Below are 11,798 nucleotides of genomic sequence, written 5' to 3'. Positions count from 1 at the left end.
GGCAAGGCAAGACTGGTGGCCCTCGAAGACTAGCCGCTGGACGGAAAGGCCCGAATCCGGACTTGCGCGTGGCGCAACCATCATGCTCCATGCGCCATTCCCGCAGCTCGCGAGTCCGGCATGCTCAAAGATTTTTCTGTCCAGGCCCTTTTCATGGGCCTGCTCACCGCTTTTGTCGGTTCCGCCAGCTCCTTCGCCGTCGTGCTGCATGGGTTGCAGGCCGTCGGCGCGACAGAGGTTCAGGCGGCCTCGGGACTGATGGCACTGTCGATCTCCATGGGCGTCTGTGCGATCGTGCTGAGCGCCGCGACGCGTTTGCCGATCAGCATCGCCTGGTCAACGCCGGGTGCGGCGTTGCTGGCAAGTACCGGGTCGGTTGAGGGCGGCTTCAATGCCGCGGTCGGAGCATTCCTGATCTGCGCCGTGCTGATCGTCATCGCCGGGCTGTTCAAGCCGCTTGGCCGGGCAGTCGCCGCCATTCCGGCGCCGCTTGCCAACGCGATGCTATCAGGCGTGTTGATCGGCCTCTGCTTTGCGCCGGTGAAGGCAATCGGCTTCAATCCGCTGTTCGGCCTGCCGATCGTTCTCGCCTGGATCGTCGTCGGCGCCTTCAAGCGGCTCTGGGCAGTGCCGGCGGCACTCGCAGCATTCGTGCTGGTGCTAGCCTTCGGTGTCGATATTCCCGACGGTCCATTCAGTTCGCTGCAACAGTCATTGGTTCCGGCTGGGGAATTCGTCCGGCCGGTGTTCAGCCTCGCCGCTTTCATCTCGATCGCGCTGCCGCTCTTCATCGTCACAATGGCCTCGCAGAATATTCCCGGCATCGCGGTACTGAAGGTCAATCATTACGATCCGAAGCCCGGTCCGCTCTTTGCCGTCACCGGCTTCTTCTCGTTGCTTTCGGCGCCGTTCGGCGGCCACGCGGTCAATCTGGCTGCGATCACAGCTGCCATGTGCGCCGGGCAGGACGCCCATGCGGATCCGAAGCGGCGCTATTGGGCGTCGCTGATCGCCGGCGTCGGTTACATCGTCCTCGGGCTGCTTGCCGGCGCGGTGACGGCCTTCGTTGCCTTGGCGCCTCCTGTTCTGATCGAGGCGGTGGCGGGGCTGGCGCTTGTCGGCGCCTTCTCGTCCTCGGCAATGTCGGCCTTCCAGGCGCCCGAATCGCGCGAGGCGGCGGCGATCACCTTTCTCGTCACGGCATCCGGCGTCTCCTTCGGCGGCATCTCAGGCGCCTTCTGGGGATTGATCGCCGGCGGGTTGATGCTCGCCCTGTCGCGGCTGGTGAAGATATCAAAAGATCGATCTCAGCAGGGGTAGAGGAAGCCGGCGAGTCGCGAGGGCTTGCCAGCTTTGCTGGCCGAGGTTATAAGCGCGGCCATGAAGAGCTCTGGCGCCAAGATTTCCGACACGATTGCACGCGGCCGAATCGCCCTGCGTGACGTCTCGCGCGCCCTGACCTCGCTTCTTCTCCTCGGCCTTACGCGCGGTTGCCGGGTCCTTTGAGGAGCGCCCGGCGGCCGAAAGCCCGCCCGGCCATCGCTCCTCGCGACTCACTTTCACAACTGACCTAACGACCGACGAAGGTCCGCATTTGTTTATCGCCAAGCCCGATGCGATCGGCTAAGAGGCGGGACAAATGCCGGGACGAGGAGACAAGACAATGGACAACACCACCAGCCGATCCTCCGCAGGTGCCAAGGGCATGCCCGATGCCGCGCTGAAATACCGGCCCTATCCGCAGGTAAGCATTCCCGACCGCACCTGGCCGACGAAAACAATCACCAAGGCGCCTGTCTGGTGCTCGGTCGACCTGCGCGACGGCAATCAGGCGCTCGTCGATCCGATGGGCCACGACCGCAAGGCGCGCATGTTCCATCTGCTGCTGGAGATGGGTTTCAAGGAAATCGAGATCGGTTTCCCCTCGGCTTCGCAGACCGATTTCGACTTCGCCCGCTGGTGCGTCGAGGAGGGCAATGTTCCCGCAGACGTTTCGTTGCAGGTGCTGGTGCAGTGCCGGCCTGAACTCATCACCCGCACCTTCGAAGCGCTGGAAGGGGCAAACCAGCCGATCGTGCATTTCTATAATTCGACCAGCGAGTTGCAGCGCCGCGTCGTTTTCGCCAAGGATGTCCAGGGCATCAAGCAGATCGCCGTCGACGCCGCCAAGATGATCACCGATATGGCCGCCAAGGCGGGCGGCGGCTACCGGTTCGAATATTCTCCCGAGAGCTTTACCGGCACTGAGCTCGAAGTGGCGCTGGAGATCTGCAACGCCGTCATCGAGGTGGTGAAGCCGACGCCCGACAACAAGCTCATCATAAACCTGCCGTCAACCGTCGAGATGGCGACGCCGAACGTCTATGCTGACCAGATCGAATGGATGTGCCGCAACCTCGACAACCGCGAGAACCTGATCGTCTCGCTGCATCCGCACAACGACCGCGGCACCGGCATTGCCGCTGCCGAGCTGGCGTTGCTCGCGGGCGCCGACCGCGTCGAAGGCACGCTGTTCGGCAATGGCGAGCGCACCGGCAATGTCGACGTGGTGACCATGGCGCTGAACATGTTCACGCAGGGCGTCGATCCCGGCATCGACTGCTCGAACATCGAGCACATCAAGGAGGTGTTCGAATATTCGAACCAGATGGCGATCTCCGAGCGCCACCCCTATGTCGGCGAGCTGGTCTATACGGCCTTCTCCGGTTCGCATCAGGATGCGATCAACAAGGGCATGAAGGCTGCACAGGTCGCCAACGATCCGGTCTGGGAAGTGCCTTACCTGCCGATCGATCCGCGCGATGTCGGTCGCTCCTACGAGGCGATCATCCGCATCAACTCGCAGTCCGGCAAGGGCGGCATCGCTTATATCCTGCAGCAGGATTATGGGCTCAACCTGCCGCGCAATCTGCAGGTCGAGTTCCGAGAGGACATCCAGCGCATCACCGACGTCGAGGGCAAGGAGCTTCCCTCAAGGCGCATCTACGAGCGCTTCATCGAGCGATACGTGACGCAGCCCGAAGCTCGTCTCAAGTTCGTCGACCATCACACCTATCCTGATACGGAGCGCAAGGGACAGCGGGTCGTCGCGGCTGAGATATCGGACAATGGCGAGATCAAGCGTATCGAAGGGCGCGGCAACGGCCCGATCGACGGCTTCATCAATGCATTGTCGCATTACCTCGGTATCGAAATGTCGGTCGAGGACTATTCCGAGCACTCGCTGCAGCACGGCTCGAACGCGGCGGCGATCTCTTACGTCGAGACCTCGTATCCAGGAGGCAAGCTCTTCGGTGCCGGCATCAATACCAACATCGTCGCGGCCTCGCTGGAGGCGATCGTCTCGGCCGCCAACCGGGTGCTCGAGGTGAAGGCCGGCAAGGCCTGATCAAATAGGCTTCAGGCCGCGATCGTCTCGGTACGGCGCGGCCTGAGGATGCAGTCGGCGATCCTGTCGGCTCATTCCGACACGACAACCGAAGTGTCAGAGGGGCGAAACGTCGCCACGAGTCTGCTTCTCCCCGGCGGGGAGAAGATGCCGGCAGGCAGATGAGGGGGGAGCGACGACAGGAGCGAATGCGCTGAGCGCAAGCGAAGGGCAATGACTGGTGTGCCGTGCGGCCCCCTCATCCGACCCTTCGGGCCACCTTCTCCCCGCTCGCTGGGGAGAAGAGGGGGCAAGCCTTATCGTCACACAAGATAATTCGACCTCGGAGGAGCCTGAAAGACGTGGCGAGGCTGATACTGATGGTCGATTTTGCCATGGTGTCACCTCATCTCCGCCAGCGGTAACCATTCGCCACAGAAGACAGCTCGCATCAGATCGCCGTGGCGATTTCCATGGCGAGCTGGCCGAGGGTCGCTTCGGCGGAGGGGCCAGCGAGCACGTAGGAGGTGCCGGCATTGTGCCAGGTCACGAGGCCGATCTCGTCCTTGATCGTTTCCTTGAAGTCGTCGGTCTCGGGCGGCTGCGCGTCCTTGCGGAAGCAGATGGAGATGATGTCGCCGTCGGTATTGGAGTAGACGAGCTGGCCGACAGGGCGGTTGTCGCCGAGAATGACGCGGGCGCCCTGGAAGGTCCATGCCTTGGCGCTGAGATCCGGCACACGGAAGGGCACGCCGATGGCCGTCGTCAGCCAGCTGGAGATTTCCTCTGCCTGCGAGGCGGGCACTTCGACGAGGTGACGGGGCTGGCGGATCAGCAGGCGTTGATAGGCGGTGACATCGCTGAGCCAGTCGCTGGTATTGGCCGGCGCTGAGGTTGAGGTCGTGGTTGCGATTTCGTCTGCGTCCGGGGCGGTGCCTGCAAAGTAGCCGATGCCGCAGCCGAGGACGAAGAGGATGAGGGCGGCGGCCAGCGCCTGCGGGCCGCTCGGCGCCAGCTTCACCTGCGGGCGCGTGGCGCGCTGGGCGATCGGCGTCTTCGGCGGCTGCGTGCTCTTGATCGAGCGGACGAGGGCGAGCGGCACCGGCTCCTTCAGGACGTCGTCGAGGCGGCGGCGTCCGAAGTCGGCGCCGTGGCGCAGTTTTTCATGCAGCCGGCGCGCATTCTCGTCATTTGCCAGGCGCTGCTCCAGTTCGTGGCGCTGTTCGGGCGAGACTTCGCCATCGAGGAGGGCGGTGAGCTGGGCTTCGAGCGACATTTTCCTGAGATCGAGCAATTCAGTACCTGTGGATCGGGTGGGTGCCGGCAAGGCCGGCGAAATGCAGCCTTGCGGTGGCGAGCTGCGAGGCGACGGTTGCCGCCGGGATGCCCATGATGTCGGCCGCCTGCTGGTAGCTATGGCCTTCAACGTCGACGAGCAGGAAGATCGAGGAGACGCCGTCCGGCATATCGGCGATCATGCGATGAATGGCGTCGGGATCGACCGAGGCCGAGCGTTCGCGCGCGGCCTCTCTAAAATCTGTGACATTGCCGCGGACGGAAGCCTTAGGCTTGCGTTTGCGGCTGTCGTCGCCCCATTGCTGACGGGCAAGCGTATACATCCAGCTTTCCAGCCGGCCTTCGCCGCTCCACTGATGACCCTTTGAGATAGCCCGCTGACAGACGGCCTGGACAAGTTCGTCGGCCGCAGTCGCCTCGCCCGCGAGCGTGATTGCGAAGCGGCGAAGGCGCGGCAGAAGGCCGACTAGATCGCGGCGGAGGTCGATGGTCGTTGCGGGCTGACGCATTGTCTATCCAGGAGCACTCACAGTGTTTTCTCGGGCGACGCTTCCGCGATCGGACGCGAATCCGGCTTTATTGTCGCCGGTAATGCATGCGCTTTATGGAACAACTCTCCTCCACTTCGCAAGCAACCGGCCGTTTGCAGTCCCCTTTCCCAGGGAATTTTCGTAATCTAGCCCGCAAAGCTTGCGTCAATATGTCTTATAGCCGTTCAAGCTTCGCAGCAGAGCGCGATAGGCCCAGGTGTCTTCGCCGCCGCGATCGCGGATTTCAACGAGCTGGACGCGGGCGCCCTGGATGTCTCCCTGCTCGGCCAGCGCCATGCCCATGTAGGAGCGGGCGAGGATGTAGTTCTCATCGGCCTGAAGCGCCTTGCGGTAATAGGACATGCCTAGCTCCATGCGGCCGGCTTTGCGGTTGGAATAGCCGAGATAGTTCAGGATGCGCGGGTCGTTTTGGTTGCGGGCGAGATTGAGCACGGTGATGGCGTTCTCATACTGGCCGGCATAGGCAAATTCGCGAGCGAAATTGTAGAGATCGTCGTCGTTGAAGCTGTTCTTTTTCGGCGTGACGCATTCCTTCTTGGTCTTGTCCCAGACCTTGCCGCCGGTGCAGGTCTTGGTCGTCTCGGTCTTCGGCGGCGGGTTGGTGTCGTCGTTGCCGCCGCCGACCGCGAAGGCCGCCGTGGCGATGCCGAAAGCGAAGCCGGCGGCCAGCGAGATTCTGCCAAGGCGATGGAAGGAGGAGATCATGAGCGGGCTCCGTTTGGCGATGCAGTTGCGCGGATTGTACGCTTACCGCCGAAAATACCAAGAGGGTAAGAAACCTCTATGGCAAATGTTGCGACGATGATCCGATGTCTTCGCAGATCGATTCAAGTGCTGAATAAAAGGAGTCCGGATCAGTCGCTAAGGCGCGAAAATATCAACGCTTTCCGGAATCACCGCGTCGCCGGCCCGGTTCAGGCTGAAGCGCTCGCCGCTTAGCTGCCAGGCACCGGGAGAGCCGTCGATCGAGAAGAGGTTGTAGGCTGCGGCCGGCTTGATGCTGCCGGGTCCCTGCGAGGCCGATGCGATGCCGACGACGGGCACCGGCTGCACTTGGCCGCGCAGCCAGTGCAGCGTGTTCAGGTGTGTGTGGCCATGCAGTACAAGTTCGGCGCCGCCGGTGGAAATCACCGCGGCGAAGCGGCGGATGCCGATCATCCGCTTGTAGAAGGTCGTGGCGCCGCGGATCGGCGGATGATGGATCATGACGACGCGGAAGAGACCGGCTTCGCCGGCCGCGCGCAGCATGTTCACCGTATCGCGGGCTTGGCGGGCGCCGAAGAAGCCGGAGGCGGCAAAGGGAGGGGTGGCGACCGCCGTCGAGCAGCCTACGATCGCGACTTTGTCGCGGACGCGCAGATAGGGAAAGATATGCCGGTCTTCCTGCCATTGCGCCGGGGCGAGATCGCCACGGACATAGTCGTACCAGGCCCGCATCGATTTCTCATAGGCGCCCGGCACATAGGCGTCGTGATTGCCGGGAACGACCGATGTTTCGGCGGGATCGCCGAGCGCGCGCAGCCAGGCGGCCGCGGCCCGGATTTCGATGCCGCTCGCCAGATTGACAAGGTCGCCGGTGACGGCCAGATGATCGGCCTGATGGGCACGGATGTCATCGAGCAGCAGATCGAGCGTGCTGCCGAAAAGGTGCTTGCGCCGATTTCGATGCCAGTTCACAAAGCCCGTTATGCGTTTTGAAAACAGCTCTTGAATGGAAAGACGGGGCAACGGCCCAAGATGGACGTCGGAAATATGGGCGAGCTTGAACATGCTACGAGACATAGACCAGCTTATTGACAAATCAAACACATCCGGCGCGATGAAGAGCTGAAACGGAGCGATGGTGGATAAAGAAAACCGGCCCCTTCACATCAGGACGGCCCTGCGCCTCCTGCATGTCTATTTCTCCTTCGCCCGGGGCATGACGATGGGTGTCAGAGCCGCCTGCTTCGATGCGGAGGGGCGGATTTTTCTGGTCCGCCACAGCTATGTCGGCGGCTGGCATATGCCGGGCGGCGGGCTGGAACGCAACGAGACGGTCGAGGAAGCGCTGGCCAAGGAGTTGCGCGAGGAGGGCAACCTCAGGATCATCGGCAAGCCGCAGCTGATCCAGGTCTATTTCAACACGACAACCACCCGGCGCGACCATGTCGTGTTCTACCGGGCAACCGTCGAGCAGACGGCACCGCGTCCGCCAGACTGGGAGATTTCCGATAGCGGCTTCTTTTCCCTCGACAGCCTGCCCGAGGGTACGACCGAGGCGACATATCGCCGCCTCGCCGAACTTCGCGGCGAGCAGCAGCCCGACCATCGTTGGTGAAAGGCCTCAGGCCGCGTCGGGCTTTGCACGACCATGCGGGCTCTCGAGATCGAGCGCCGGACCGACGGGGACAATGCCGGTCGGATTGATCGTCTTGTGGCTGCGGTAATAGTGCTGCTTAATGTGATTCAGGTTCACCGTCTCGGCGACGCCTGCCGTCTGGTAGAGATCTCTCATGTAGCCTGGCAGGTGCCGGTAGTCGGCGATCCGACGGATATTGCACTTGAAATGGCCGACATAGACTGCGTCGAAACGCACCAGCGTCGTGAACAGACGCCAGTCCGCTTCGGTCTGCCTGTCGCCGAAGAGGTAGCGGCCCTTGCCGAGGCGCTCGTCGAGGCTGTCGAGTGTTTCGAACAACTGACCGACATTCTCTGCATAGGCTTCCTGGGCGGTGGCAAAGCCCGCCTTGTAGACGCCGTTGTTGACGGTGTCGTAGATCATGGCATTCATCGCATCGATGTCGGCGCGCAGATCCTCCGGATAGAAATCTGCCTCCGAGCCGGTCAATCCGTTGAAGGCGTTGTTGAACATGCGGATGATCTCGGCGGATTCGTTGTTGACGATTGTGCCGGTTTTTTTGTCCCACAGGACTGGCACCGTCGCGCGGCCGGAATAGTGTGGATTCGCCTTGACGTAGATCTGCCATAGTGTCGCCGCGCCGAAGAGGTGATCGCCGGTGGCGCCGTCGCCGATCTTGAACTCCCAGCCGTTTTCGACCATCAGCGGATCGACGACCGAAACCGAAATCAGCTCCTCCAGCTTCTTCAGCTTGCGGAAGATCAGCGTGCGGTGCGCCCAGGGGCAGGCAAGCGAAACGTAGAGATGATAACGGCCGGGCTCGGCCTGGAAGCCGCCGCTGCCGGTGGGGCCGGCCGCGCCGTCTGCCGTCACCCAATTGCGGAACTGTGAGGGCTGGCGTTTGAATTGGCCATTGCTCTCCTTCATGTCGTACCAGACATCATGCCAGACGCCGTCCACCAGCATTCCCATGATTTTCATTCCTTTGATTGCGTGTCGGAGCCGAAGTTACCTGAGATAGCGGGGCTTTGCAGGTGATAAAGGTTGAACAGTGCGTCACGCCGTTCGCGCGCAGCATCATTCAGAGCGCTGCAGGTGTGCATTTTGCGTTGGACGACGGAAATTTTTCCTGCTATCGGCCTTTTCACGATTTTAGGATCTCTGACTGATGTTCATTTCCAGAAACCCGCGACGACGCTGATGCTCCCGAACGCCGAAGGCGTTTTCGAGACCCATCAATCTGTCCATCCGGTTTCTGTCATCATGTACAAGCACGATCTCGTCTACCTCACTGAAGACGCGTCCCATGACGCCGCCATCGAACACATCAACGAAGAAGCCTTCGGCCCCGGCCGCTTCACGCGGGCGGCCGCACGCATTCGCGAGCAGGGACCGCATGACCTGTCGCTTTCCTTCATCTGCGCCGACGACGGTGAAACGATCGCCTCCGTGCGGATGACGCCGGTTCTGGCCGGCGCGGTGAAAGGCCATCTTCTCGGCCCGCTTGCCGTGCGCCCCTCGCACAAGAATATGGGAATCGGCCGGGAACTGGTGCGGATTGCGGTGGAAGCGGCGCGGCGCAAGGGTTCGGAAGCCGTCATCCTTGTCGGCGATCCGCCCTATTATGGCCCGCTCGGCTTCGAGAAGGTCGCCTATAATGCGCTTACCTTCCCGGGCCCCGTCGATCCCGGTCGTGTGCTCGTCGTTCCGATCGCCGAGGGCGCGCATGAACGGCTGAAGGGCGTGATCGCCTGGCGCGGGTGATCAGAGCATCTTCCGGAGAAAGCTGCGCGTGCGGCCTTTGGGAAAATCCTCGAGTTCCCCGAAGACTTCATAACCCTGGCGCAGATAGGCGCGCAGCGCCTGCGGGCTGAACGTGTCGATCCAGGCGCCGCGGCACCCCCGGGCTCTCGCCTCCTGCTCCGCCTGTGCAAGGATCCTGCCCGCAATGCCAGTGCCGCGCAACGTGTCGGGGATGTAGAGCATCTGGGTGAAAAGCCAGCCCCAGGCGGTAAAGCCGGATAGGCCGCCCGTATCGCGGATCAGGATGGCAAGCGGCCGCCGGTCCGCGGGACCGACATCGGCCTTGTTGAAGGCCGAAAGCGCATCTGTGATCGCCGCAAGCTCCTCCGGCGAAGGCGCAGCGGTGAACTCGAATTCTCGCATGCGATTAGCGCCCCTCGCGCCACCACATGGCGCCAAAGGCGAGCAGCAGTATGCCGACGCCGGCAAAACCGGCAAAGAGCGGCAGCGTATTGATGCCCTTCAAGACCGTCTCGCTGGTCATGCGGATCATCATGCGATCATTGTCGGAGACGCGAACCTGGCCGCGGACCGGTAGGATCGGCGGCACGCTGATTGCGCCCTTTCCACTGGCTACGCGGGTCACCAGGCCCTTGCTCCTGTCGACGACCGGCTTCAGCACATCGGTCGTCGAGATCATCGCCTTGAATTCCGGCGCGTCGACGGCGCCGATATGGACAAGGGTCGACAGTTTGCCATTGTGGATTTCGAAGAGGCCGATCTCGTCCATCCGCTTCTCTGCCTTATAGAGGCCCGGTTCGGATTGGGTCAGCGGCAAGGTTTCGGTCTTGCCGGAGGGATAGCGAACGGTGGCGTTGCCCGGATTGTCGCCGATCGTCTGGCGCGTGATTTCAAGGGTCCGGCCGGAGGCGCGCGCTGTCAGCGCTTCTTCCTCGAGCGCCGGCTCCTTCATCAGCCAATGGGCAACGCGGCGATAGAGCGAGACGTTCGGACCGCCACCTTCGAAGCCGCGGGCCCAGAGCCAGCCCTGATCCGAGAGCAGCATGGCGACGCGGCCCTGGCCGGCGCGGTTCAGCACCAATAGCGGGTGGTTGTCGGCGCCGAGCATGATCGTCTCGCCCTGCGGCCGCTCGACGTCGACGCTGCGGAACCAGCGCCCCCAATGCGGCGGGTCCTCACCCGAGCCGTCCAGGCCGCGGGTGACGGGATGCTTGCGGCCTTCCTCGGAGAGGCGGGGGTAAAAAGCTTTCTCGATCATCCGGCCCGTCGGCTCTGCAGGCAGCACGGAGGCGAGCGGCGTCATCGCAATCGATTCCGGGCTTGCATGTTCCGGACCGGCGGCGATCAGCAGCGCTCCGCCGTTCTCCACATATTGGGCGATGTTGTCGTAGTAGAGCATCGGCAGCACATTCGCCCGGTCCTGATAGCGGTCGAAGATGATCAGGTCGAAATCCTTGATCTTATCGATGAAGAGCTCGCGTGTCGGGAAAGCGATCAGCGACAGCTCGTTGATCGGCGTGCCATCCTGCTTTTCCGGCGGGCGCAGAATGGTGAAATGGACGAGATCGACCGAGGCGTCGGATTTCAAGAGGTTCCGCCAGGCGCGTTCGCCGGCATGCGGCTCGCCGGAGACCAGCAGGACGCGCAGATTTTGGCGGATGCCGTCGATGACGTGGACGGCGCGGTTGTTGGCGGTGGTGACTTCGCCGGGTAGTGCTGCGACCGAGAATTCGAGCACATTGCTGCCGCCGCCCGGCACCTTGAAGGAGAAGGGCGTATCCTGGCCGGGTGTCGCCTGCAGGGTGGCGATTTCATCACCGTTGAGCTTCACCGTGACGTCGGCGGTGCCGCCGGGGCTCGGGCCGTCGTCGAAGACGCGCAGCACGACCTGCTGCTCCTCATTGACGATGCCGAAGCGTGGCCCCTTGATGACTTCGATGCGGCGATCGAATTCGTTGGCCTTGCCGGTGATGAGGCCATGGATTGGCGCGTCGAATCCCAGCGCCTGATTGGCGGCCGGAACATCATGGACTTCGCCGTCGGTCAACATGATGGCGCCGCCGATGCGCGACGGCGGGACATCGGCGATGTTGGCCGCCATCGCCTCGAACAGGCGCGTCGACGGCACGTCGGAATTCACGTCGCCTTCGACATCGATGAAGCGAGGCTCAATCTGAGGAAAGCGGGCGAGCTGGCCCTTCAGGGCTGCCAGCGCATCGTCGGTCATCTTGACCCGGTCAGGCGTCTGCTGGCTCTGGCTCCGGTCGACGAGAACGGGGACAATCGTCGACAACTGATCCCGGTCCTCCTGCAGCAGCACCGGATTGGCGAGCGCGGTCAGCAGGGCGAGTGCCGCCAGCGTCCTGATCCAGGCGCCGCGGATGCCACGCCAGATCGCGAAGACGGCGATGATCGCGCCGATGGCGGCCAGCGCGGCCAGAACCGGCCAGGGCAGAAAAGGTGAAAAGTCGAAGGTCAT

At 62.7% G+C, this 11,798-nt stretch carries 11 protein-coding genes; 4 read left to right on the top strand and 7 right to left on the bottom strand.

Features of this window, described 5'->3' with window-relative positions; translation table 11 throughout:
• The first annotated feature begins 120 nt into the window (after positions 1 to 120).
• Positions 121 to 1,320, top strand: a complete 1,200-nt coding sequence (locus C4N04_RS04220; protein WP_077990010.1) for a benzoate/H(+) symporter BenE family transporter — start codon at positions 121 to 123, stop codon at positions 1,318 to 1,320.
• A 343-nt stretch (positions 1,321 to 1,663) separates the two neighbouring features.
• Positions 1,664 to 3,388, top strand: coding sequence for a 2-isopropylmalate synthase (gene leuA / locus C4N04_RS04215; RefSeq protein WP_106795486.1), 1,725 nt, complete (start codon positions 1,664 to 1,666; stop codon positions 3,386 to 3,388).
• 430 nt (positions 3,389 to 3,818) lie between these two features.
• On the opposite strand, the gene C4N04_RS04210 is transcribed toward leuA, so the two are convergent.
• From C4N04_RS04210 to C4N04_RS04195, 4 genes are all read right to left on the bottom strand, one after another.
• The gene (locus C4N04_RS04210; RefSeq protein WP_077990012.1) at positions 3,819 to 4,661 is read right to left on the bottom strand and encodes an anti-sigma factor; all 843 of its coding nucleotides are present in this window, start codon (positions 4,659 to 4,661) and stop codon (positions 3,819 to 3,821) included.
• A 1-nt stretch (position 4,662) separates the two neighbouring features.
• Positions 4,663 to 5,172: an RNA polymerase sigma factor gene (locus C4N04_RS04205; protein WP_077990013.1), complete on the bottom strand. Its 510-nt coding sequence runs from the start codon at positions 5,170 to 5,172 to the stop codon at positions 4,663 to 4,665.
• 186 nt (positions 5,173 to 5,358) lie between these two features.
• Positions 5,359 to 5,919: a hypothetical protein gene (locus C4N04_RS04200; RefSeq protein WP_077990014.1), complete on the bottom strand. Its 561-nt coding sequence runs from the start codon at positions 5,917 to 5,919 to the stop codon at positions 5,359 to 5,361.
• A gap of 156 nt (positions 5,920 to 6,075) precedes the next feature.
• A complete protein-coding gene (locus C4N04_RS04195; RefSeq protein WP_077990015.1) occupies positions 6,076 to 6,984 on the bottom strand; it encodes a metallophosphoesterase in 909 nt (302 codons plus the stop codon).
• A gap of 70 nt (positions 6,985 to 7,054) precedes the next feature.
• Here C4N04_RS04195 and C4N04_RS04190 point away from each other — a divergent pair, with 70 nt between their 5' ends.
• The gene (locus tag C4N04_RS04190; RefSeq protein WP_009991784.1) at positions 7,055 to 7,534 is read left to right on the top strand and encodes an NUDIX domain-containing protein; all 480 of its coding nucleotides are present in this window, start codon (positions 7,055 to 7,057) and stop codon (positions 7,532 to 7,534) included.
• A 6-nt stretch (positions 7,535 to 7,540) separates the two neighbouring features.
• Here C4N04_RS04190 and C4N04_RS04185 read toward each other — a convergent pair whose 3' ends face one another.
• On the bottom strand, positions 7,541 to 8,527 hold the full coding sequence (locus C4N04_RS04185; RefSeq protein ID WP_077990016.1) for a glutathione S-transferase family protein: 987 nt from the start codon (positions 8,525 to 8,527) through the stop codon (positions 7,541 to 7,543).
• Positions 8,528 to 8,755: 228 nt separating this feature from the next.
• On the opposite strand from C4N04_RS04185, the gene C4N04_RS04180 reads away from it, so the two are divergent.
• Complete coding sequence (locus tag C4N04_RS04180; RefSeq protein ID WP_077990043.1) at positions 8,756 to 9,319, top strand: N-acetyltransferase; 564 nt, start codon at positions 8,756 to 8,758, stop codon at positions 9,317 to 9,319.
• On the opposite strand, the gene C4N04_RS04175 is transcribed toward C4N04_RS04180, so the two are convergent.
• Positions 9,320 to 9,721 (bottom strand): GNAT family N-acetyltransferase, encoded by a 402-nt coding sequence (locus C4N04_RS04175; RefSeq protein WP_106795485.1) that lies wholly within the window; start codon positions 9,719 to 9,721, stop codon positions 9,320 to 9,322.
• Positions 9,722 to 9,725: 4 nt separating this feature from the next.
• Positions 9,726 to 11,798 (bottom strand): hypothetical protein, encoded by a 2,073-nt coding sequence (locus C4N04_RS04170; RefSeq protein WP_086156326.1) that lies wholly within the window; start codon positions 11,796 to 11,798, stop codon positions 9,726 to 9,728.

It is taken from the genome of Rhizobium sp. H4 (genome assembly GCF_003013335.1).
GTDB classification, from domain to species: domain Bacteria; phylum Pseudomonadota; class Alphaproteobacteria; order Rhizobiales; family Rhizobiaceae; genus Rhizobium; species Rhizobium sophoriradicis.
The sequence above is the reverse complement of the archived record's forward strand: the minus strand, read 5'-3'. Positions and strand labels throughout refer to the sequence as shown.